The 22,396-nt window shown below is 72.5% G+C and carries 22 protein-coding genes; 14 read left to right on the top strand and 8 right to left on the bottom strand.

What is annotated here, in order from left to right; translation table 11 throughout:
- Positions 1–45: 45 nt before the first annotated feature.
- Complete coding sequence (locus Microterr_RS01740; protein WP_263796495.1) at positions 46–1,602, bottom strand: 5-oxoprolinase subunit B/C family protein; 1,557 nt, start codon at positions 1,600–1,602, stop codon at positions 46–48.
- On the bottom strand, positions 1,596–2,354 hold the full coding sequence (locus tag Microterr_RS01735) for a 5-oxoprolinase subunit PxpA (RefSeq protein WP_263796496.1): 759 nt from the start codon (positions 2,352–2,354) through the stop codon (positions 1,596–1,598). Before Microterr_RS01735 ends, Microterr_RS01740 begins: the two co-directional genes overlap by 7 nt.
- 44 nt (positions 2,355–2,398) lie before the next feature.
- Here Microterr_RS01735 and Microterr_RS01730 point away from each other — a divergent pair, with 44 nt between their 5' ends.
- From Microterr_RS01730 to Microterr_RS01720, 3 genes are all read left to right on the top strand, one after another.
- Positions 2,399–3,262 (top strand): spermidine synthase, encoded by an 864-nt coding sequence (locus tag Microterr_RS01730; protein WP_263796497.1) that lies wholly within the window; start codon positions 2,399–2,401, stop codon positions 3,260–3,262.
- A 153-nt stretch (positions 3,263–3,415) separates the two neighbouring features.
- Positions 3,416–3,943 (top strand): tetratricopeptide repeat protein, encoded by a 528-nt coding sequence (locus Microterr_RS01725; RefSeq protein ID WP_263796498.1) that lies wholly within the window; start codon positions 3,416–3,418, stop codon positions 3,941–3,943.
- A 33-nt stretch (positions 3,944–3,976) separates the two neighbouring features.
- Positions 3,977–4,465, top strand: a complete 489-nt coding sequence (locus Microterr_RS01720; RefSeq protein ID WP_263796499.1) for a SprT-like domain-containing protein — start codon at positions 3,977–3,979, stop codon at positions 4,463–4,465.
- A 6-nt stretch (positions 4,466–4,471) separates the two neighbouring features.
- On the opposite strand, the gene Microterr_RS01715 is transcribed toward Microterr_RS01720, so the two are convergent.
- A complete protein-coding gene (locus Microterr_RS01715; protein WP_263796500.1) occupies positions 4,472–5,137 on the bottom strand; it encodes a 2-phosphosulfolactate phosphatase in 666 nt (221 codons plus the stop codon).
- Between the two features lie 55 nt (positions 5,138–5,192).
- Between Microterr_RS01715 and Microterr_RS01710 the strand changes: the two genes are divergently transcribed.
- Positions 5,193–5,711, top strand: coding sequence for a hypothetical protein (locus Microterr_RS01710; protein WP_263796501.1), 519 nt, complete (start codon positions 5,193–5,195; stop codon positions 5,709–5,711).
- Between the two features lie 17 nt (positions 5,712–5,728).
- Here Microterr_RS01710 and Microterr_RS01705 read toward each other — a convergent pair whose 3' ends face one another.
- Complete coding sequence (locus Microterr_RS01705; RefSeq protein ID WP_263798848.1) at positions 5,729–7,108, bottom strand: ABC transporter permease; 1,380 nt, start codon at positions 7,106–7,108, stop codon at positions 5,729–5,731.
- Between the two features lie 92 nt (positions 7,109–7,200).
- Complete coding sequence (locus tag Microterr_RS01700) at positions 7,201–8,004, bottom strand: ABC transporter ATP-binding protein (RefSeq protein ID WP_263796502.1); 804 nt, start codon at positions 8,002–8,004, stop codon at positions 7,201–7,203.
- Between the two features lie 144 nt (positions 8,005–8,148).
- On the opposite strand from Microterr_RS01700, the gene Microterr_RS01695 reads away from it, so the two are divergent.
- The gene (locus Microterr_RS01695; RefSeq protein ID WP_263796504.1) at positions 8,149–8,829 is read left to right on the top strand and encodes a hemerythrin domain-containing protein; all 681 of its coding nucleotides are present in this window, start codon (positions 8,149–8,151) and stop codon (positions 8,827–8,829) included.
- A gap of 19 nt (positions 8,830–8,848) precedes the next feature.
- On the opposite strand, the gene Microterr_RS01690 is transcribed toward Microterr_RS01695, so the two are convergent.
- Genes Microterr_RS01690 through Microterr_RS01680 form a run of 3 tightly spaced genes read right to left on the bottom strand, consistent with a single transcriptional unit; the run spans position 8,849 to position 12,068 of the window.
- Entirely contained in the window at positions 8,849–9,535 is a 687-nt protein-coding gene (locus tag Microterr_RS01690; protein ID WP_263796505.1) for a response regulator, read from the bottom strand.
- Positions 9,532–10,680 (bottom strand): sensor histidine kinase, encoded by a 1,149-nt coding sequence (locus Microterr_RS01685; RefSeq protein ID WP_263796506.1) that lies wholly within the window; start codon positions 10,678–10,680, stop codon positions 9,532–9,534. The genes Microterr_RS01690 and Microterr_RS01685 overlap by 4 nt, the downstream gene beginning before the upstream one ends.
- Before the next feature lie 53 nt (positions 10,681–10,733).
- Entirely contained in the window at positions 10,734–12,068 is a 1,335-nt protein-coding gene (locus Microterr_RS01680; RefSeq protein ID WP_263796507.1) for an aminotransferase class I/II-fold pyridoxal phosphate-dependent enzyme, read from the bottom strand.
- A gap of 170 nt (positions 12,069–12,238) precedes the next feature.
- Between Microterr_RS01680 and Microterr_RS01675 the strand changes: the two genes are divergently transcribed.
- From Microterr_RS01675 to Microterr_RS01635, 9 genes are all read left to right on the top strand, one after another.
- On the top strand, positions 12,239–13,087 hold the full coding sequence (locus tag Microterr_RS01675; protein ID WP_263796508.1) for a nitrilase-related carbon-nitrogen hydrolase: 849 nt from the start codon (positions 12,239–12,241) through the stop codon (positions 13,085–13,087).
- Entirely contained in the window at positions 13,084–14,520 is a 1,437-nt protein-coding gene (gene hydA, locus Microterr_RS01670) for a dihydropyrimidinase (protein ID WP_263796509.1), read from the top strand. Before Microterr_RS01675 ends, hydA begins: the two co-directional genes overlap by 4 nt.
- A gap of 107 nt (positions 14,521–14,627) precedes the next feature.
- The gene (locus Microterr_RS01665) at positions 14,628–15,662 is read left to right on the top strand and encodes a TIGR03842 family LLM class F420-dependent oxidoreductase (RefSeq protein ID WP_263796511.1); all 1,035 of its coding nucleotides are present in this window, start codon (positions 14,628–14,630) and stop codon (positions 15,660–15,662) included.
- Positions 15,659–16,615, top strand: coding sequence for an ABC transporter permease (locus tag Microterr_RS01660; RefSeq protein WP_263796513.1), 957 nt, complete (start codon positions 15,659–15,661; stop codon positions 16,613–16,615). The genes Microterr_RS01665 and Microterr_RS01660 overlap by 4 nt, the downstream gene beginning before the upstream one ends.
- Complete coding sequence (locus Microterr_RS01655; protein WP_404810172.1) at positions 16,612–17,448, top strand: ABC transporter ATP-binding protein; 837 nt, start codon at positions 16,612–16,614, stop codon at positions 17,446–17,448. The genes Microterr_RS01660 and Microterr_RS01655 overlap by 4 nt, the downstream gene beginning before the upstream one ends.
- Positions 17,445–18,233 (top strand): ABC transporter permease, encoded by a 789-nt coding sequence (locus Microterr_RS01650; protein ID WP_263796514.1) that lies wholly within the window; start codon positions 17,445–17,447, stop codon positions 18,231–18,233. Before Microterr_RS01655 ends, Microterr_RS01650 begins: the two co-directional genes overlap by 4 nt.
- A 57-nt stretch (positions 18,234–18,290) precedes the next feature.
- Complete coding sequence (locus tag Microterr_RS01645) at positions 18,291–19,460, top strand: ABC transporter substrate-binding protein (RefSeq protein WP_263796516.1); 1,170 nt, start codon at positions 18,291–18,293, stop codon at positions 19,458–19,460.
- 77 nt (positions 19,461–19,537) lie between these two features.
- Positions 19,538–20,854 carry an aspartate aminotransferase family protein gene (locus Microterr_RS01640; RefSeq protein WP_263798850.1) on the top strand — a complete coding sequence of 439 codons (1,317 nt, stop codon included), beginning with the start codon at positions 19,538–19,540 and terminating at the stop codon, positions 20,852–20,854.
- Positions 20,851–22,344: a CoA-acylating methylmalonate-semialdehyde dehydrogenase gene (locus Microterr_RS01635; protein WP_263796517.1), complete on the top strand. Its 1,494-nt coding sequence runs from the start codon at positions 20,851–20,853 to the stop codon at positions 22,342–22,344. The genes Microterr_RS01640 and Microterr_RS01635 overlap by 4 nt, the downstream gene beginning before the upstream one ends.
- Positions 22,345–22,396 lie beyond the last annotated feature (52 nt).

Genomic DNA, 22,396 nt, shown 5'->3' with positions numbered 1-22,396 from the left:
CCGCTGCGCGAGCCGCGGGCGACCACGACTGACACCGGAACGGGGTCAGGAGGCTGCCCGGGCGTGCCGGAAGCGGATGCGGGTCCCCGGCCTGGCCTGCGCGATCAGGTCGAGGGCGGATGCGGTGGCCACGGCGATCACCGGGTAGCCGCCGGTGACCGGTCCATCGGCGAGCAGGATCGTCGGGCGCCCGCTCGGCGGCACCTGCAGCGCGCCGGGCACCATGCCCTCGCTGGGGAGCTCGCCGGTGCGGGCACGCGGCAGCTCCGGGCCGTCCAGCCGGACGCCGACTCGATCAGCCTGGGCCGAAACCTGCCAGGTGTGCTCGAACAGCATCCGGGTCGCATCGCCCGCGAACCAGTCCGCGCGGGGACCGGGCAGCAGGTCCAGCTCCAGCTCGTCGTCGTGCGGCGCCCCCCACGGCTCGACCTCGGGGGCGGGGATGGCGGCGACCGCGTCGGCGCGCAGGGTCTGCTCGTCGCCCGCCCTGAGCGGGGCGGGTCCCCGGCCGGCGAGCAGATCGGTGGCGCGCGAGCCGAGCACCGCGCCCGCGTCGAGCCCGCCGCGGACGGCGAGGTAGGCGCGGGCGCCGTGCGCGAACCAGTCCAGGTGCAGCTCGGATCCGGCGGGCCAGCGGTGGGCCGTGTACGGGTCGATCGGGCGACCGCCCAGGCGGATCGGGCCCCACGCGCCGGCGACCGCGATCCACAGGTCGCGGGCGGCGCGGGCGCGGAATCCGCCCAGGGTGACCTCGACCGCGGCGGCCCCCTCGGGGTTGCCGACCAGGCGGTTCGCCGCGCGCAGCGCACTGCGGTCGAGGGCCCCGGAGGGCGCCACGCCGAGCGAGGCCGCACCCGGTCGCCCGAGATCCTGGACCGTGGCGAGCAGCCCGGGCTCGACCACGGTGAACGCGCCCGCGGGTGCGGGGCCAGGGGTCGCGGCGACTGCCGGTGAGCCCGCGGCGGGCGCCGGGGCGGCCGTCCGCTCGACGAACCGCACCCGTGCGCCCGGCCGCAGCAGGGCGGGGGCGTCGGCCGCCGGATCGAACAGCGGCGCGGAGGTCGTGCCGATCAGCCGCCAGCCGCCGGGCGTCGCGCGCGGATACGCCCCGGTGAACGCGCCGGCGAGCCCGACGGCGCCGGCGGGGACCCGCGTCCGCGGGCTGTCGAGCCGGGGCACGTCGAACGCCCATTCCTCGCTCACGAGGTAGCCGAATCCGGGCGCGAACCCCGTGAAGGCGACCGTCCACTCCGCCTCGCGGTGCGCCCTGACGAGCGCTTCGGGCGACACTCCGAGCAGCTCGGCCGTCTCCGCGAGGTCGGGGCCGTCGTAGGTGATGTCGAGCGCGACCGGCTCGGGCTCCGCGTGGCGGGGGGCGGCAGCATCCCCGTCCGCCATCCGCTGCACCCAGGCCCTGGCGGCCGACAGCGGCAGGCGGCGTGGGTCGATGTGCACGAGCACCGTGCGCGCGGCGGGCACGAGGTCGACGACGCCGTCGGGGCGGCTGTCGTCGAGGCGCGTGTGCAGCGCGAGGACGTCGGGGAGTCCGTCGACCTCGGCGAGCAGCGCGCGCTCGCCCATCGGCAGGATGCGCGTCACCACGGCGCGGCGACCCCGATCCCGGCGGACTCGAGCGCGGCGCGCACGGCGCGGGCCATCGCGACGGCGGCGGGAGTGTCGCCGTGCAGGCACAGCGACGTCGCGCCCGCGGCGATCACGCTGCCGTCGGCGGCGGCGACCTCTCCGGTGCGCGCGAGCCGCACCGCGCGATCGGCGACCTCGGCGGGGTCGTGCAGCAGGGCACCCGGCTCGTCGCGGGGCACGAGGGAGCCGTCCGCACGGTAGCCGCGGTCGAGGAACGCCTCGCGGACGAACGGAAGCCCCGCCTGCGCGCAGATCCGGGCGATGGCGCCGTCCATCCCGAGCACCGGCACCGGACGCCCTACCCGGTCGGACAGGGCGACGACCGCGGCCGCCACGGCCCGCGCCGCCTGCGTGTCGGCGATCACCGCGTGGTACAGCGCGCCGTGGGGCTTGACGTAGCGGATGTCGGCGCCCGCGGCGGCGAGCGCCGTGAGCTGCTCGTCCACCTGGGCGCGCAGGGTCTCCGGCTCCACCGCGAGGGCGCGCCGCCCGAAGCCCGGTCGGTCGAGGTACGAGGGGTGCGCGCCGACCGCCACCCCGGACCGCTCGGCGAGGGCGACCGCTGCGCGCATCGCGGCGGCGTCGCCGGCATGCCCGCCGCAGGCGACCGACGCGCTCGAGATCAGCGCGAACATCGCGGCATCGTCGGCCGTCGCCACCCCGTCGACGGTCTCGCCGAGGTCGGCGTTGAGGTCGATGACGGCGGCCATGCCGCGAGGGTACCGCGGCGAACCGCACCGGATACCCTCGAGCCATGGCGCGCGCACGGTACGAGGACGTCCCCGCGCAGACCCGGCTCGGCGACGGGACCATCGCGCAGGTCGTGCGCAGCCAGTTCGCGAACGGCTGGGAGCTCGTCGTCGACGGCACCCCGCAGTCGCACGTCGACCTGGACGATCCGACCCACCTGCACTTCGAGTACGTCGCCCGGATGGGTGCGGTGATCGACCAGCTGCGCCTGCCGGGACAGCCGCTGACGGCCGTTCATCTGGGTGCGGGCGCGATGACGATCCCCCGGTACGTCGAGGCCACCCGGCCGGGCTCGCGCCAGCAGGTCATCGAGCTCGAGCAGCCGCTGGTCGACCTGGTCCGTGCGCACCTGCCGCTGCCGAGGGCGGCGGCGATCCGGGTCCGCAACGGCGACGCCCGCGCGGGTCTCGCACGCCTTCCCGCGGCCATGAGCGGCGCGGTCGACCTGCTCGTCAGCGACGTGTACTCCGGCGCGCAGACTCCCGCCCACCTGACCACCGTGGAGTTCTACCGCGAGGCCGCCGCCCTCCTCGCACCCGAGGGGGTGCTGCTGGTGAACGTCGCCGACGGTGCGGGGCTCGCCTTCGCCCGGCGCCAGGTGGCGACCCTGCAGCGGGTGCTCGCGCACGTGATCGTGCTCGCCGAGGTGCAGACCCTCAAGGGCCGCCGCTTCGGCAACCTCGTCGTGGCCGCGTCGGCCGCTCCGCTGCCGACGCAGTGGCTGCCGCGGCTGATGGCGGCGGGGCCCCACCCCGCGAAGGTCGCCCAGGGCGCCGAGATCGACGACTTCGTGCGGGGCGCGACGGTGGCGACGGATGCCGACGCCACCCCCTCGCCGAAGCCCTCGTCGTCGCTCTTCGAGCGCTGACCCGCGCCGTCCCGACCCGTCACGACCCGCCCCGACCCGTTTACGGACGGGACACGCCGCATCGCCGGGAGGGCACGCGGCGTGTTCCGTCCGTAAACGGATGGGGGCCGATGCACACTGGAAGGGCAGCACGCGGGGAGAGGAGTCGACGCCATGAGCTACATCCACGGGTATGACCCCGACACCCTTCACGAGCAGGTGGACACCCGCCAGTGCAAGGACCGCCTCGACGAGATCGGCGAGGAGCGCAGCCTGCCGGCCCTGCTCGAGCGGGTGTGGCTGCTGAAGGTGCTCGACCGCTCGGAGGACGCCCTGGTGCTGTCCGAGCAGTCGGTACGGGTGGCTCGCATGGCGGGCACGCGCAAGGACCTGCTCCGTGCGCGCATCCTGCACGCGTCGGTGCTGCAGGTGCGCGGAGCCTATGCGGCCGCGGACCAGGAGCTGACCACCTGCGCACTCGAGGCTGAGGGCCAGGGATGGAGCGCGATCGCCGCGTTCGCCTTCCAGCACCGCGGCAAGGTGCACTTCGCCGCGGGCGACTACGACCAGGCCCGCGCCGACTTCAAGCGGGCGCTGTTCCTGCGGCAGGAGGCCGGGGCCGACGACCGGGCGCTCACCGCCACCCTCGAAGCCATCGATGCCGCCGACCGCCGTCGGGCACGGGCCTCCGTCGCCAGCTGAGCGACTGTCGCAGGTTTGTTCTAACGTCGACCCATGTCGGAATTGCAACGGGTGCGCCGCTGGGCCGAGGCGCTGATCACCACCCATCTCGACGCGTCGTGGACCTTCGGGTTCGACAACGCCAAGCGGCGTGCCGGGCTGTGCGACTACACGCGCAAGCGCATCAGCGTCTCGCGCTATCTCGCCGCGCGCTACGACGATGACGCCAACCATCAGACGCTCCTGCACGAGGTCGCGCATGCCCTGGCCGGGGCGAACGCGGGGCACGGGCAGCGCTGGAAGGCGATCGCCCGCGACCTCGGCTACGTCGGCGGCACGACGCACCACGGCGAGACGGCGACCGAGCTGGCGCCATGGGTGGGGGTGTGCCCGGCCGGGCACGTCGCCTACCGCCACCGCAAGGTGTCGCGGCCGACCTCGTGCGCGAAGTGCGCCTCGCGGTTCGACCAGCGCTTCCTGTTCGCCTGGAGTCGCCGCGAGATCAGCACGGCGACCCGCCTCGCGGCGATGACTCCGCGGTAGGCGTCCTCAGCTCGCGACGAACACCCCGTCGCGGAGCACCGGCACGGTGTCGACCGCATCGACGGATGCTGCCGCCAGCACCTCGTCGCGCAGCCCGCGGCCGAGCAGCTCCTGTCCGGAGCCGCTCGCGGTGAGCAGGTGGCGCACCGCGCCGCGCAGCGCACGGAAGCTCTCCGCGGCGGCGGCGGCCTCCGGTGCGGTGTGGTCGATGCCGAGGGCGCCGAGCGCGTCGATGATCGCTCCGGCGCCGAGCTGGTCCTCCACCGCGAACCGCAGGGGCCCCGCGGGGCCGCGCGCCGCGAGCTCGCCGGCCGCGATGACGGCGATGCTGGTGCGCGCGCCGCGGCGCTCCTGCTCGGCCATCACGGCGCGGGCGACGGCGGCGGCATTGCGGAGGCACCCCAGCAGGACGGTCGCCCCGGGGTCGGCGGCCGCGGCGACCGCGGCCCCGTTGAGCGAGACCGCGTGAGCCGCCGCATCGAGGGGCACGTCGCCGCCGGCGGCGACGGCATCCGTCACGGTCGTGGAGAAGCGCAGCACATCGACCACGACCACCACGTCGGCCGGTGCGAGGCGGGCGAGGCCGTCGACGCCCCACTCGAGGCGCACCTGGTAGGTCGACTGGCTGAACGGCCGGCTGGACGGCGGGGCGGTGTCGGGCGACGAAGGCACCGAGCAAGCCTAAGCGCGACAGGGCGGCGCGCACACGCGGGTGCGACACTGGAGCATGCGGATCCTGCTGAAGCTCGTCATCGACTGCGATGCGGACGCCGCATGGCGCGCACTGCACTCCCCCCGCGCCCTCGCCGAGGTCTACGGGCCCCTGCTCGAACTGGCGCCGCTCGACCCGGACGGGCTGCCCACCGCGCTCGAGCCCGGCGCCGACGTGCCCGTGCAGCTCGCCGTCGGGGGGATGCGGGTGGGGCGCCAGCTGATCCACGTGAGCCACCGCTTCGCGGACGAGCAGCACGGCAAGGTGCGCATCCTGCGCGACAGTGGCATCCCGCTGACCGGGCCGCTCGCCGGCCTGGACGTGTGGGACCACCAGATGGCCGTCTCCCCCGCGCCGCGAGACCCGTCGAAGACGCTGTGGCGCGAGCGCCTCGTGATCGGCGGCACCGCCGCTCCCCTGCTCTGGCCGGGGCTCTGGGGTGTCTGGCAGTGGCGCGGCTCACGCATCGCGGCGCTCGCGCCGACCTGGGCGCACGACCCGGAGGCCGGCGCCGGCTCAGCCCCCGACAGCTGACCCGGCGCCGGCGGGCACTACTCGGCGAGCGCCTCCACCGGCGCCACCCGGGTCGCCAGCCTCGTCGGGACGACCGCGGCGACCAGCGTGAGCACGGCCGTCGCGGCGACGACGACGAGCACGGGGACCAGCGGGATCGCGGGGGCGACGAGCGTCGGCGCCATCCAGGCCGGCGGAATGGGCACAGACCCGAGCACGGACTGCGCGGCGATCCAGCCGTAGAGGACGCCGAGCACGAGCCCGAAGGCGAGCGCCGTGACCGTGAGGTGCGCAGCCTCGAGCAGCACCATCCGTCGCACCTGGGCGGACGACAGGCCGAGGGCCCGCAGCATCCCGAGCTCCCTGCGCCGCTGCACGACGCCGATGGTGAGGAGGTTCACCAGGCCCACCGCCGCGATCACCGCGCTCACGGCGACGAGGGCCATCATGACGGCGGAGAACGAGTCGAGCATCTGCGCGAAGGCGGGGTCCACCTCTCCCCCGCTGGACACGGCGGCGAGCGCCTTCACGGATTCCGACGCGACGGCGAACATCGTCACGAGGGCGACGCCCATCACCACGCCGATGGCCATGCGGCTGGAGCGCTCCGGGTACCGGAGGGCGTTCTCGGCGGCGAGCCGGGCGACCGTCGAGCGGCCGAACAGGCGACCCGTGAGCCGCAGCAGCGGGGGCATGACGACGGCGGCCGACATCGTGAGGGCCGTGAAGGAGAAGAGTCCGCCGAAGAACGCCACCACGACGCCGAGCGGGCTGACGAGGCCGAGGGCGAGCCCGCCGGCGAGCAGCGCGAGCCCGATCACCGCGAACACGATGGCGACGGTGTGGCGACCACGACGGCCGGCCACCTCGGTGCGGCTCGGTTCGACGGTGCCCCCGAGCGCCTGCAGCGGCGTCACGGTGAGGACGCGGCGCGAACCGGCCCACGCGGCGGCCCAGGTGGTGAGCACCACGGCGACGGCGGGGAACAGCAGCGCGGGCTGAGCGACCGTGTACGCCACGTCCTGCCCGACCATCCGGTCGACGACCGCCACGAGGGCCATGCCCGCGAGCGTGCCGACGACCAGGCCCGTGAAGGCGCCGATCGCGCCGACCACGAGTCCCTGCCTGGCCACCTCCGCGCGCTGCGACCGGGCCGAGGCGCCGATGAGCCGGAGGAGGGCGATGCGCCTGGTGCGCCCCGCGACGATGGTCGAGAACGTGTTGGCGGTCACGATCGCGGCGACGTAGACGGCGACCGCGAGCAGCAGCATCCCGAGGATCGCGACGATCGCCGCCAGCGTCTCGGACGTGCCGAAGACCGGGATGCCGCGCAGCATCGCGCCGATGTAGCCGGTGACGGTGATGAGGAGCACCCCGAACGCGGTGGAGATGGCGGCGACCAGGATGCTGGCGCCCATGCCGCGCTCGCGCAGCCAGGCGAGCGAGTCCCACGACCGCGTCCCGGATCGGTCGTCCGTGGATGCCCCCGCAGCGGGGAGCGAGACGGCGGTCACGACAGCACCTCGGCGGCGGGCTCGGCGGGCTCGGCGGCAGCCGTGCCCAGCTCGGACGCGAGCATGTACGCGGAGATCTCCTCGGCGCTCTGGCGCGGCTTGTCGGCCACCACCCGCCCGTCGCCCAGGAACACGACCCGGTCGGCGTGGCTGGCCGCGATCGGGTCGTGCGTGACCATCGCGATGGACTGCCCGTGCTCGCGGGTGGCCGCCTGGAGGAGGGCGAGCACCTCGCGGCCGCTGCGGGAGTCGAGGTTGCCCGTGGGCTCGTCGGCGAAGACCAGGTCGGGGCTCGTGGCCAGCGCCCGGGCGATCGCGACGCGCTGCTGCTGTCCGCCGCTGAGCTCGTGCGGGCGGTGCCGCAGCCGGTCGGCGAGGCCGAGCGTGGCGACGAGCCCGTCGATGCGGGCGCGCTCGAGCGCGGAGGGCCGGCGCCCGTCGAGGTCGAACGGCAGCAGGATGTTGCCGATCGCGTCGAGGGTGGGCACCAGGTTGAACGCCTGGAAGACGAAGCCGACGCGGCGGCGGCGCAGGATCGTGAGCTCGAGGTCGCTGAGGTCGGTGATGTCGGTGTCGCCGATCCACGCCCGGCCGGTGGTGGGCGCGTCGAGCCCGGCCATGATGTGCATGAGTGTGGACTTGCCCGAGCCGGACGGCCCCATGATGGCGGTGAACTCGCCGCGGCGGATGCCGACGGACACCTGGTCGAGGGCGCGCACGGCTCCCGTTCCGGTGCCGTAGGTCTTGGTGAGCTGCTGCACCCGGGCGGCGAGCCCCAGGTCTGTCGATGTGAGTTCCATGTCTTCGACGCTACGGACGCGGCGTGCGGCGGTCGTCGGCCGGGCGGACGATCCGCGTACATCGCAGGGATGACACTGCCCTGTCGGACGGGCGACCCCGAGGACTACGCTCGGCGCCAGCATCCCATCGTCGAAGGAGATCCGATGCCCGCGACTCCCCTGCCCGCCAGCGGCGACGCACCCACCGCGAAGACCTGCGACGCCAGCGGCATGGCCATGATCCACCGGGTCTTCCGCCGCGGCTTCGGCGAGGCGCCGGACCTCGTCCGCGGGGTGGCGCCGGGCGACACCGCGCACGCCGCGGTGGTGGCCGATCAGCTTCGGCTGCTGGCGACCGGGCTGCACGCCCATCACGAGGGCGAGGACGAGCGGCTCTGGGCCCCGCTCGAGGAGCGCGCCCCGGGGTGCGCCGCCCACGTCGAGCGCATGAAGGAGCAGCATCAGGCGATCCTCGCGCCGCTCAGCGACCTCGACGCGGCGATCGCCCCGTGGGCGGCGACGGCGACGGACGCCGCCGACGTGCTCGCCGCGCTGGCGGGCATCAACGCCGCGCTCGCCGTGCATCTGCCCGACGAGGAGCAGAACATCGTGCCCGTGATGGAGACGGTCATCACGCAGAAGGAGGCGGAATGGTTCGCCGAGCACGGCCGCAAGGCGACGCCGAAGGGACAGACCTGGAACAGCCTCGGCATGATCCTGGCCGCGCAGCCGGACGGCGGCGAGTCCTTCCTGCACGATGAGCTGCCGGCGCCGGTGCGGATGCTGTGGCGCTGGGTCGGCGCGCCGCGCTACGCCAAGCACCGCGCCGCCCTCGAAGGGCGCTGAGCCTCCCGTCGTCGCGTGCTCAGGCGAGGCCGTGCTCGAACGCGAACACGACCAGCTGCACGCGGTCGCGCAGGCCCAGCTTCGTGAGGATCCGGCTGATGTGCGTCTTCACGGTGGCCTCGGAGAGGAACTCGCGCGCCGCGATCTCGGCGTTGGACAGCCCGCGCGCCGCGAGCGCGAAGATCTCCCGCTCGCGCTCGGTGAGGTCGCCGTAGGCGGGGGGCACGGTGCGCGGCGTCGCCTCCGCGAAGTGGGCGAACAGCTCCCTGGTGGCGGAGGCGGCGATGACCGCGGAGCCGGCATGCACCGTGCGGATGGCCGCGAGGAGGAACTCCGGGTCGGCGTCCTTGAGCAGGAACCCGCTGGCCCCCTGCCGGATCGCCCGGGCGGCCGCTTCGTCGAGGTCGAAGGTCGTGAGCATGACCACGCGCGGCGGCTCGGGGTCGCCCAGGAGCTCGGCAGTCGCCGCCAGCCCGTCCATCACGGGCATGCGGATGTCCATCAGCACGACGTCGGGGCGGGTGGCGCGGATCACGGTGAGCGCCTCGGCGCCGTCCGAGGCCTCGGCCACCACCTCCAGGTCGGGCTGCGAGTCAACGAGCATCCGGATGCCTGCACGGAACAGGGCCTGGTCGTCAACCAGGGCGACCCGGATGGTGCCGCGTGCGGGCGCGCTGTGCGGGCTCGACGCGTCGGCGGCGCTCATCGGATCGCCCCGGCGATCGGGATGGTGGCGCGGACGACGAAGGCGTCGTCGTGGGCGCCGGCCTCCAGCGTCCCGCCGGCCAGCTGAGCGCGCTCGCGCATCCCGATGAGTCCATGACCGCCACGGGGTCCATCGGTCGCCGCGCGGTCCCCGATCCCGTTGCGCACCGACAGCTCGACCCGGTCGGGCAGCCACGACAGCGTCACGTCCACCGCGGCGCCGTCGCCGTGGCGCAGGGCGTTGGTGAGCGCCTCCTGCAGGATCCGGTACGCGGCCAGCTGCACCGCCGCAGGAGGATCGCCGGCGGGCGCCGGATCGACGTCGACGCGCAGGTCGACCCCGGCCGCCCGCACCTGCGCGTAGAGCGCCTCGAGGTCGGCGAGAGTGGGCTGGGGGCCCTCGGACTGCGCGTGGCGCAGCTGCGTGAGCAGCAGTCGCACGTCGGCGAGCGCCGCCCTGGCCGTGGTGGAGATCGTCGCCAGCGCGTCGGCGGCGACGGCGGGATCGGCTGCGGCGGCGTACCGCGCACCATCGGCCTGCGCGATCACCACCGCCAGCGAATGGGCGACGACGTCGTGCATGTCGCGGGCGATCCGCACGCGCTCCTGCTCGGCCACCGTCTCGGCCTCGGCCTGGACCTGCGCCGCGCGCGTCTCGCGGGTGCGCATCCCCGCCCGCACGAGCGCGCCGGCCGTCCACGACAGCAGGAGCGCGAAGAGCGCGGCGATGAGCGTCGCCGCGGCGGCGGGCACGGCGTCCCACGACAAGCCGGTCACCGACACGCGCCAGCGCAGCAGGTAGAGGGTGATCACGATCGCGCCGACGATCGCCGACGCGAAGCCCGCCCAGAACACCGTGCGCGTGCCGTACGCGGCGGTCGCGAACAGCACCGCGAAGATCGCGAGGTTGCTCGCGATCGGGTCGAGGCCGATCAGCATCTGCGCGATCGCCCCGGCCCAGGCGATCCCGAGCGAGAGCGGCGGCGACAGCCGGCGCACGGCGAGCGCCGCCGCCATCATGAGGGCGATCAGCAGGTCGGTCCGCGAGCCCGTGGCCGCGCCGGCGAGCAGCCCGGCCGCGCAGAAGAACACCACGGCCACCACGAGATCGATGACGAGCTGGTACGTCTTCAGGGGGCGGAACACTCCTTCACGCTACGCGGACGCCGCTGCCCACGGCATCCGCCGCGCGATGTATCTCAGCGGGGCGCGGCGCGGGACGCCCTCGCCAGCTCTCTGGCGACGTCCGCCGCGTCGGCGGCGACCATCCCCGAGGTGACCCGCACGTGCGGGGCGACGTGGTCGCCGACCACGAAGGGCGCACCGGCCGCCACGGCGATGCCCGCGGTGGCCAGGTGCACGGCTGCCGCTCGCTCGTCGGCGACCGGCAGCCAGAGGTTCAGTCCGTCAGGGTGGGGCACCTGCACGCCCTCGCGCCGCAGCGCGCTCACCAGCGCCTCCTCCCGATCGCGGTACGCGAGCCGCGCCACGCGGACGGCCGCGACCGCGCCACGGTCGGTGAGCATGTCCAGCAGCACCGTCTGCAGCAGCCGGGAAGTCCAGCCGGGCCCGAGCATCCGGCGCGCCACGATCCGCTCGACGATGCGGGCGGGCCCGCCGAGCGCCGCGATGCGCAGGTCCGGCCCGTGCGATTTCGAGAAGCTGCGCACGTGCACCACCTGGTCGGGCAGCCAGCGCCCCAGGGTGACATCGGGTGCCATCGAGATGAGGCCGGAATGGTCGTCTTCGATCACGACGACGCGGTCGCCGTCGCGCGCAGCCCCGATCACCCCCGCCAGGCGGCGGGCGCGCTCGGCCGACATGGACGCTCCGGTCGGGTTGTGGGCGCGCGGCTGCAGGATCACGGCGGTCGGGCGCTCGCTCAGGGCGTGCGCGAGGGAGCCGGGCAGCACCCCCTCGTCGTCGAGCCTGAGTGGAACGGCCTCGGCCCCGAGCGCATCGATCAGGTCGAAGAAGTAGGGGAAGCCGGGGGACTCCACGGCGACGCGGTCGCCGAAGCGCACCACCTGCTCGAGCGTGCGGGAGATGCCGTCCAGTGCGCCGTCCACCACGGTGATCGCCCCGGCGCGGGAGGGCCAGGTGCGCTCGAGCAGGGCCGCGAGCTCCGGCAGCACAGGGAGGTCGTGGTACCGGCCGGTGTCTGCCCGCAGCGACACGTGCGAGAAGGCCGTCTTCAGCGACGGCAGCAGGGCCGGGTCGGGCGTGCCGAGCGACAGATCGAGGCGCCACTCGCCCGCATGGGCCGACAGGCCGTTCACCCGCCGGGTGAGCCAGTCCCGCCGCATCCCGCGCACGAAGGTGCCCGCCCGCCCGCGCGAGACGATCATGCCGGTCCGAGCCAGCGCCTGCCAGGCGGCGCTCACCGTCGCGGGGCTCACCATCAGCTCCGCCGCCAGGTCGCGGACGGTCGGCAGGCGATCTCCCGAGACGAGCACGCCCTCGGTGATCAGCCGGGCGATGACGCCCGCGATGCCCTGCGGAGAGCGGTCGCGGATCTCGTCGCCGAGCCTCATGCCTCACACCTGCCATCTACCGCCGGGACGGCGAACCATTTACGCTCGCGTCACAGGACGAAACCGAAGAGAAATGTTCAACCCGAAAGATAACAGAACGGGGTCGACCTGCCGGCGCACCCGATGACGCCGGCGATCCCGCCCCGGACGGTTCCCACCAGGAGGCGACGATGACGACGGTACGCGCAGCGATCACGCAGACGACATGGACGGGCGACAAGGCGTCCATGCTCGACAAGCACGAGCAGTTCGCCCGGGATGCGGCGGCGCAGGGCGCGCAGGTGCTCTGCTTCCAGGAGCTGTTCTACGGCCCCTACTTCGGCATCACCCAGGACAAGAAGTACTACCGCTACGCCGAGCCCGCCGACGGCCCGATCGTGCAGCGCTTCGCCGCCCTCGCGAAGGAGCTCGGCACGGTCATGGTGCTGCCGATCTACGAGGAGCAGCAGACCGGCGTGTACTACAACACGTCCGTGCTGGTCGACGCCGACGGGTCCGTGAAGGGCGTGTACCGCAAGAACCACATCCCGCACGTGGAGAAGTTCTGGGAGAAGTTCTACTTCCGCCCGGGCAACCTCGGGTACCCGGTGTTCGAGACGGCGGTCGGCCGGATCGGCATGTACATCTGCTACGACCGCCACTTCCCCGAGGGATGGCGCGAGCTCGGCCTGAACGGCGCGCACATGGTCTTCAACCCCAACGCGACCAAGCCGGGGCTGTCGAACCGGCTGTGGGAGATCGAGCAGCCGGCGGCCGCCGTGGCGAACGGCTACTTCGTCCTCGCGCCCAACCGGGTCGGCCGCGAGGACAACGAGTACGGCGACGAGGCGGTCACCTTCTACGGCAAGAGCCAGGTCGTCGATCCCCGCGGCAACTACGTGGGGGCGCTCGGCTCTGGCGAGCACGAGGAGCTGCTGGTGCGCGACCTCGACATGGACCTGGTGCAGGCGATGCGGGACGACTGGCAGTTCTACCGCGATCGCCGGCCCGACTCGTACGGAGGGATCGTCGCACCATGAGCACCACCCTCATCACCGGCGGGACCGTCGTGTCGGCCACCGGCCGCTCGCTCGCCGACGTCCTCATCGACGGCGAGCGGATCGCCGCCGTGCTCACGCCCGGCTCCGAGCTGCTCGGCACCGATGTCGCGGCATCCGTCGACACCGTCATCGATGCGACGGGCAAGTACGTGATCCCCGGCGGCATCGACGCGCACACGCACATGGAGCTGCCCTTCGGCGGCACCGCCGCGATCGACACGTTCGAGACGGGCACCCGCGCGGCGGCGTGGGGCGGCACCACCTCGATCATCGACTTCGCCGTGCAGCGGTACGGCGAGCGCATCCAGGACGGACTCGCCGCCTGGCACGACAAGGCCGCGAGCAACTGCGCGATCGACTACGGCTTCCATCAGATCATCGGCGGCGTGGATGCCGACGCCCTCGCCGCGATGCCGGGGCTCATCGACGAGGGCATCACGAGCTTCAAGCTCTTCATGGCGTATCCGGGCGTCTTCTACTCCGATGACGCGCAGGTGCTCAAGGCGATGCAGGTGAGCCGGGACACCGGCCTGCTGACGATGATGCATGCCGAGAACGGTCCCGTCATCGACGTGCTCGCCGCGCAGCTGATCGAGGAGGGCAAGACCGACCCGTACTTCCACGGCATCGCCCGCGCCTGGCAGATGGAGGAGGAGGCGACGCACCGCGCGATCATGCTCGCCCATCTGACCGGGGCACCCCTGTACGTCGTGCACGTCAGCGCCAAGCAGGCCGTCGAGCAGCTCGCCTGGGCCCGCGACCGCGGCCAGAACGTGTTCGGCGAGACGTGCCCGCAGTATCTGTACCTCTCCCTGGAGGAGCAGCTGGGCGCGTCGAGCGAGGAGTGGGGAGCGTTCGAGGGCGCCAAGTGGGTCTGCTCGACGCCGCTGCGCTCCCGCGCGGAGGGGCACCAGGACCACATGTGGCAGGCGCTGCGCACCAACGACCTGCAGATGGTCTCGACCGACCACTGCCCCTTCTGCATGAAGGACCAGAAGGAGCTCGGCCGGGGCGACTTCCGGGCCATCCCGAACGGCATCGGCTCGATCGAGCACCGGATGGACCTCATGTACCAGGGTGTCGTGACCGGGAAGATCACGCTGGAGCGCTGGGTGGAGCTGACGTCGACGACCCCCGCGCGGATGTTCGGGCTCTACGGCCGCAAGGGCGTCATCCAGCCGGGCGCCGACGGCGACATCGTGATCTACGACCCGAACGGGCACACCTCGATCGGGTACGGCAAGACCCACCACATGAACATGGACCACTCCGCGTGGGAGGGCTTCGAGATCGACGGCCACGTCGACACGGTCCTGTCGCGCGGGAAGGTCATCGTCGACGACGGCCGGTACCTCGGCTCGAAGGGCGACGGCCGCTACCTCAAGCGCGGCCTGAGCCAGTACCTCGTGTGACCGCCATGGACCGTTTCGTCTCGCTTCGCTCGCTCAACGACCGGGCACTTCCGCTCGATGAGCGAGGAGCGAAGCGACGAGACGAAACGTCGTGAGCTAGGAGAATTATGGACTTCGGCGTCGTCCTGCAGACCAATCCGCCCGCAGCGCGCACGGTGCAGCTCGCCGTGCTCGCCGAGGCCCACGGGTTCAGTCACGTGTGGACCTTCGACTCGCACCTGCTGTGGCAGGAGCCGTACGTCATCCACTCGGCGATCCTGAACGCCACCAGGCGGGTCACGGTCGGCCCCTTCGTGACCAACCCGGCCACCCGCGACTGGACGGTCACGGCGTCGGTGTTCGCGACGCTCAACGAGATGTACGGCAACCGCACGATCTGCGGCATCGGGCGCGGCGACTCGGCGGTGCGCGTCACCAACGGGAAGCCCGTCTCGATGGCCGAGCTGCGTGAGTCGATCCACGTCATCCGCGAGCTCGCCAACTCGCGACCCGTCGACTACAAGGGGGCGACGCTGCAGTTCCCGTGGAGCCGCGGCTCGTCGCTCGACGTCTGGGTCGCCGCGTACGGCCCGCTCGCCCTGAAGCTCGCCGGAGAGGTCGGCGACGGGTTCATCCTGCAGCTGGCCGACGTCGACATCGCGGCCTGGATGATCCGAACCGTGAAGGATGCCGCTGCCGCCGTCGGCCGCGACCCCGAATCCCTGGCGTTCTGCGTGGCGGCGCCGATGTACATCGGCACGGATGTCGCGCACATGCGCGACCAGTGCCGCTGGTTCGGCGGGATGGTGGGCAACCACGTCGCCGACATCGTGGCGAAGTACGGCCCTTCGACGGACCCAGGGGGCGGCGCGGGCGTGCCGCAGGCGCTCACGGACTACATCGCGGGGCGCGAGGGGTACGACTACAACTCGCACGGGCGCGCCGAGAACGACCACGTCGACTTCGTGCCGGACGAGATCGTCGACCGCTTCTGCATCCTGGGCACCGGCGAGGAGCACATCGCCAAGCTCGAGCAGCTGCGCGCGATCGGCGTCACCCAGTTCGCGGGCTACCTCCAGCACGACAACAAGGAGGAGACGCTGCGCGTGTACGGCGAGACCGTCATCCCCGCGCTCTCCGAGCACATCACGGCCAAGTCATGACCCTTCCCCTGGCGCAGGCCGATGTCGCAGAGGCGCTGACACCGCCGCGCCGCCCTCGGCGCGGCGGTGCCGGCTGGATCTCGCTGGCGTGGGGCGTCGTCGGGGTGCTCACCGTCATCGCCCTCTGGGAGCTCTACAAGCTGGTGGGGCCCGCCGAGGGCCTCGTGATCGGCGGCACCGAGGGCGACACCGGCTCGGGCGTCATGATCCTCCCCCGCACCCATGAGCGGGCCATGCCGCACGTGTGGGACATGGGCGCCCGCCTGTTCGCCCCGACCAGCGGCGGCGACACCCCGCCGCTGTGGATGTCGGTCGCGTCGGCCGCCCTGGTCACCCTCGGCATCGCCGCCGTCGGCTGGATCATCGGCGTCGCGGTGGGCGCGGTGCTCGGCGCCGTCATGCAGCGCTGGCGACTGGTCGAGTGGGGGCTGCTCCCCTGGATCGTCGTCAGCCAGATCGTGCCGCTGATCGCCTTCGCGCCGGTGGTCAACGCGATCGGCAATCAGATCGACCGCGACGCCTTCCCGTGGCCGCAGTGGCTCTCGGTCGCCCTCATCGCGTCGTACCTCGCGTTCTTCCCCGTCGCCGTGGGCATGCTGCGCGGGCTCGGGTCGCCCGACAGCATCCATCTCGACCTCATGCGCACCTACGCCGCGGGGTACTGGACCACCCTGCTGCGTCTGCGGCTGCCCGCCGCGGTGCCGCATCTGCTGCCCGCGCTGCGCCTGGCGGCCGCGAACGCGGTCGTCGGGGCGGTCGTCGCTGAGGTGTCCATCGGCATGCGCGGCGGCATCGGACGGATGCTGATCCAGCTCGCCGGACAGGCCTCCAGCGATCCGGCGGCGCCGTGGGGACCGATGTTCGGCTCGATCGTGCTGGGCCTCATCGCCGCGGGCACCGTGGTGCTGCTCGGTGCAGGACTGAAGAACTACCGCAGAGGAGAGGCCACGTGACCCTTCGACAGGCTCAGGGAGCGGATGGCGACGAGCCCATCGGACCCGCGACCGCCGTGCGGGCGAGCGGAGTCGGCAAGGTCTTCGCTACGGAGAAGGGCGACGTCACCGCGCTGACCGAGGTGGACCTCGAGGTCGCCGCGGGTGAGTTCGTCTCCCTGATCGGACCGTCCGGATGCGGGAAGTCGACCCTCCTGCGTCTGATCGCCGATCTCGACACGGCCACGACCGGCGGCCTCGAGATCTTCGGCAAGCCCGCCCGCACCGCGCGGGTCGACCAGGACTACGGGATCGCGTTCCAGCAGGCGGGCCTGCTGCCGTGGCGCACCGTGGAGGCGAACATCGCGCTGCCGCTCGAGCTGCGCAAGACCACGAAGACCGAGCGCGACGCGCGCGTCGCCGAGCTCGTCGAGCTCGTCGGCCTCGCGGACTTCGCCGACCGGTACCCCGACCAGCTCTCCGGAGGGATGCAGCAGCGCGTCGCCATCGCGCGCGCCCTGGCGTCCCGCCCCCGTCTCCTGCTGATGGACGAGCCCTTCGGCGCCCTCGACGAGATGACGCGCGAGTACCTGCAGTCCGAGCTCGCCCGGATCGCCGCCGAGACGGGCGCGGCGGTCGTGTTCGTGACGCACTCGATCCCGGAGGCGGTGTTCCTGTCGGACCGCGTCGTGGTGATGAGCCCTCGTCCTGGCCGCATCACCCGGATCATCCCCACGGACCTCGGACCGGTGCGCGACGAGGCGCTCCGCGAGACGCCCGCATACTTCGAGCGCGTCACCGCGGTGCGCGAGGCGCTGCACGGTGCACCCGTGTCGAGGGCGAGCGAGCGATGAGCGCGGCGGTCGGGCAGACCAGGCGACCACCGGCCTGGCTGCAGGTCGGGGCGCCGGTCATCGTCGGCCTGCTCGGCCTGGTCATCTGGATCATCTACGTCGACGTGCTGGGCGCGGCACCGCGGATGCTCCCCAGCCCCATCGCGATCGCGCAGGAGTTCGTGCTGCGGTGGAACATCATCGCCGAGGACATGGGCGTCACCGCACTCAACGCCCTCATCGGGCTGGTGGTCGGGTCGGTCGCCGCCATCGCGCTGGCCGCACTCGCCGCATCCCTCCGTCCCATCGACGGGATGCTGGCGCCGCTCGTCGCCGCGGTCGCCGTCATCCCGATCGTCGCCGTCACGCCGATCCTCAACACGATGTTCGGCGCGTCGAGCCAGTTCGGCCGCCAGGCCGTCGCGGCGATCGCGGCCTTCATCCCGGTGTTCGTCAACGTGCTCAGGGGCCTCCGCCAGACCCGCGCCGTGCACCGCGACCTGTTCCGCGCATCTGCCGCCACCCGCGGGCAGACCTTCCGCTCGCTGACGCTGCCGACCGCGCTCCCGTACCTGATGACCGGTCTGCGCATCGCCGCGTCGCTCGCGGTCATCTCCGCCCTCGTCGCCGAGTACTTCGGGGGTCCTGCCGACGGCGTGGGGACCGCAATCGCGACCTACGCGAAGTCCGGGCGCGCCGCCCTCGCGTGGGCGTACGTCCTCGGCGGCATCCTCATCGGCCTCACCTTTTTCCTCGTCACCTCGCTCCTCGAGCGGATCGCGACGAGGCGCCACGCCGGCACCTGACCTCGTCGAGCACCGGCACCCTGCACCATCCGCACGACCCGAATGAAAGGAACAGCAATGAGACACAGCATCCGTCGCGGCGTTCTGGCCGCATCCACCGTCGCCATCGCCTCACTCGCCCTCGCGGGCTGCTCGGGTTCCACCCAGCAGGAGGAGCCGCCCTCCCAGGCCGAGTTCGACCCGATCACGTCGATCCGACTGCAGCTGCAGTGGCTGCCGCAGACCCAGTTCGCCGGGTACTACATCGCGCAGGAGAAGGGCTTCTTCGAGGAGGAGGGCTTCGACGATGTCGAGATCATCCCCTCCGGCGGCGACATCGTGCCGCAGGACGCCCTCGTCGCCGGCGATGCGGACTTCGCCGTCGCGTGGGTGCCGAAGGTGCTCGGCACGCTCGAAGGGGCGGGCGTCGAGCTCACCGACATCGCCCAGGTGTTCCAGAAGTCGGGCACCCTGCAGGTGTCGTGGGCCGGCGACGGCATCGAGTCGGTCGCCGACTTCGAGGGCAAGCGCATCGGCTCGTGGGGCTTCGGCAACGAGTGGGAGATCTTCGCCGCGATGGCGGCCGAGGGACTCGACTCGACGACCGTGTCGATCACGACGCAGGGCTTCGACATGAACGCCCTGCTCGACGGCGACGTCGACGCGGCGCAGGCGATGACCTACAACGAGTGGGCGCAGATCCTCGAGGTGGTCAACCCCGACACCGGCGAGCTGTACCAGCCGGACGACTTCGACGTCGTCTCGTACGAGGAGACCGACGGCGCCATGCTGCAGGACGCCATCTGGGCCGACACCGAGCGTCTCTCGGATCCCGCCTACGCCGACGCCGCGGTGCGCTTCCTGAAGGCGATCACCAAGGGCTGGCTGTTCGCCCGCGACAACCCGGAGGAGTCGGCCGAGATCGTCTACGACATCGCGTCCAACGCCGAGGCGGCCTTCCCGGTCGGGCCGACGCACCAGCTGTGGCAGATGAACGAGGTCAACAAGCTCATCTGGACCGGCGCCGACTTCGGCGTCGTCGACGCCGCGGCCTGGGACCAGACGGTCGCCGGGGCGCTGTCGGCGAAGAACCAGGACGGCCTCAACCTCATCACCACCGAGCCGGCCGAGTCCGCGTACTCCAACGCGTACATCCAGCAGGCGCTCACCGAGCTCGCGGACGAGGGCGTCGACGTCGCCGGCGACTACACGCCGATCGACGTGACGCTCACCGAGGGCGGCCAGTAGGCCACCGGTCGCCGGGCGGGCGGGGTCCGACTCGCCCGCCCGGGGACCCCTCACGCACCACCCACGAAAGGACGATGATGACCGACGACCTCGACGCCCGCGCCCGCGAGCTGGACCGCGCGCACGTCTTCCACTCCTGGTCCGCGCAGGCGCACCTCGACCTGCCGGTCATCGCCGGCGGCGAGGGCACCACGGTGTGGGATCACGCAGGCAACCGGATGCTGGACTTCTCCAGCCAGCTGGTCAACGTCAACATCGGGCACCAGCATCCCGCCGTCGTCGCCGCCATCCAGGCGCAGGCCGCCGAGCTCGCCACGATCGGCCCCGCGACGGCCAACCTGGTCCGCGGGGAGGCCGCCGCACGCATCGTGGCGAAGGCGCCGGACGGCTTCAGCCGCGTGTTCTTCACCAACGGCGGAGCCGACGCCAACGAGAACGCGATCCGGCTCGCGCGTCTGCACACCGGCCGCGACAAGATCCTCTCGCGCTACCGGTCGTACCACGGCAACACCGGCGCGGCGATCGTCGCGACCGGCGACTGGCGGCGCATCCCGAACGAGTACGCGCGCGGCCACGTGCACTTCTTCGGCCCGTACCTCTACCGCTCCGAGTTCTGGGCGACGACGCCCGAGGAGGAGTGCGCGCGGGCACTGCACCACCTGGAGCGCATGGTGCAGGCGGAGGGACCGAGCGGCATCGCGGCGATCCTGCTCGAGACGATCCCCGGCACCGCGGGCATCATGATCCCCCCGCCCGGCTACCTCGCCGGCGTGCGCGAGATCTGCGACAGATACGGGATGCTGCTGATCCTCGACGAGGTGATGTCCGGCTTCGGGCGCACCGGACGCTGGTTCGCGTTCGAGGGCCATGACGTGCGGCCCGACCTCATCACCTTCGCCAAGGGCGTCAACTCCGGCTACGTGCCGGTCGGCGGCGTCATCATCTCCGACGAGATCGCCGCGACCTTCGACGACCGGGTGTTCCCCGGTGGCCTGACCTACTCCGGGCACCCGCTTGCCGCCGCATCCATCGTCGCCTCGATCGATGCCATGGAGTCGGAGGGGATCGTCGAGAACGCCCGTCGCATCGGCGCCGAGGCGATCGGTCCGGGGCTCGCCGCGCTGGCCGAGAAGCACCCGCTGATCGGCGAGGTGCGCGGCGAGGGGGTGTTCTGGGCGCTCGAGCTGGTCGCCGATCGGACGACCCGCGAGCCGGTCGGCGCCGCCGTGATGGGGCGACTCAAGGCGGAACTGGTCTCGCGCGGCCTGCTGCCGTTCCTCGCCGACAACCGGCTGCACGTCGTGCCGCCGTGCGTGGTCACCGAAGGGGAGGTCGCACGCGCGATGGCGATCTACGATGAGGCTCTGACGAGCGTCGAAGGAGACGAACGATGACCACGATTCTCGACCACTGGGTCGGCGGCGCACCCTGGACGGGCGCGTCCGAGCGCACCAGCCCGGTCTACAACCCCGCCCTCGGCACCGTGCAGAAGGAGCTGCGGCTCGCCACGGCCGCGGACATCGACGAGGCTGTCGGCGTCGCCTCCGCGGCGTGGGCGCAGTGGCGCGACGCGTCGATCGCGAAGCGGCAGGGCGTGATGTTCGCGTTCCGCGAGCTGCTGAACGCGCGCAAGCAGGAGCTGGCCGAGATCCTGACGTCGGAGCACGGCAAGGTCCTCTCCGATGCGCTGGGCGAGATCGCCCGCGGCATGGAGGTCGTCGAGTTCGCCTGCGGCGTCGGGCATCTCACGAAGGGCGCCTACTCGGAGAACGTCTCCACCGACGTCGACGTGTACACGCTGCGGCAGCCGCTCGGGGTGGTGGGCATCATCAGCCCGTTCAACTTCCCGGCGATGGTGCCGCTGTGGTTCTTCTCCATCGCGCTGGCCGCCGGCAACGCCGTGATCCTCAAGCCCAGCGAGAAGGACCCGTCCGCCGCGAACTGGCTGGCGGCGCTGCTGACCGAAGCCGGGCTCCCCCACGGCGTCCTCAACGTCGTGCACGGCGACAAGGAGGCCGTGGACGCGCTGCTCCATCACCCGGATGTCGCCGCGATCTCGTTCGTCGGGTCCACCCCGATCGCCAAGTACGTCTACGAGACGGCGACGGGTGCCGGCAAGCGGGTGCAGGCGCTCGGCGGGGCGAAGAACCACATGCTGGTGCTGCCCGACGCCGACCTCGACCTCGCCGCCGACGCGGCGGTGAACGCGGGCTTCGGCTCGGCCGGCGAGCGGTGCATGGCGATCTCGGTCGTGCTCGCGGTCGACACCGTGGCCGACGAGCTGGTGGCGAAGATCTCCGAGCGGATGGCGACGCTGCGCACCGGCGACGGCACCCGCGGCTGCGACATGGGCCCGCTCATCACCCGGCAGCATCGCGACAAGGTCGCCTCGTACATCGATGTGGCCGCGGCGGACGGCGCCGCGGTGGTCGTGGACGGGCGCGGGGTCGAGGTCGATGGCGAGGCGGACGGCTTCTGGCTCGGCCCGACCCTCATCGACAAGGTTCCGACTTCGTCGTCGGTGTACCGTGACGAGATCTTCGGCCCTGTGCTGTCGGTCGTGCGGGTCGCCGGCTACGAGGAGGGGCTGGGCATCATCAACGGGAGCCCCTACGGCAACGGCACGGCGATCTTCACGAACGACGGCGGTGCCGCCCGGCGCTTCCAGCGCGAGGCGCGCGTCGGCATGATCGGCATCAACGTGCCGATCCCCGTGCCGGTGGCCTACCACTCGTTCGGCGGGTGGAAGGCGTCGCTGTTCGGCGACGCGAAGGCCTACGGCCCGCACGGGTTCGAGTTCTTCACCGCCGAGAAGGCGATCACCAGCCGCTGGCTCGACCCTTCGCACGGCGGCCTGAACCTGGGCTTCCCCCAGCACACTTGACGCGAGCCGGGTCAATGCGAGCGAAGCCCGCGTTGACGCGGCTCGGGTCAAG

Origin of the sequence: Microbacterium terricola, from assembly GCF_027943945.1 — a bacterium.
GTDB lineage: Bacteria > Actinomycetota > Actinomycetes > Actinomycetales > Microbacteriaceae > Microbacterium > Microbacterium terricola.
This window is presented reverse-complemented; position numbering and strand designations above follow the sequence as displayed.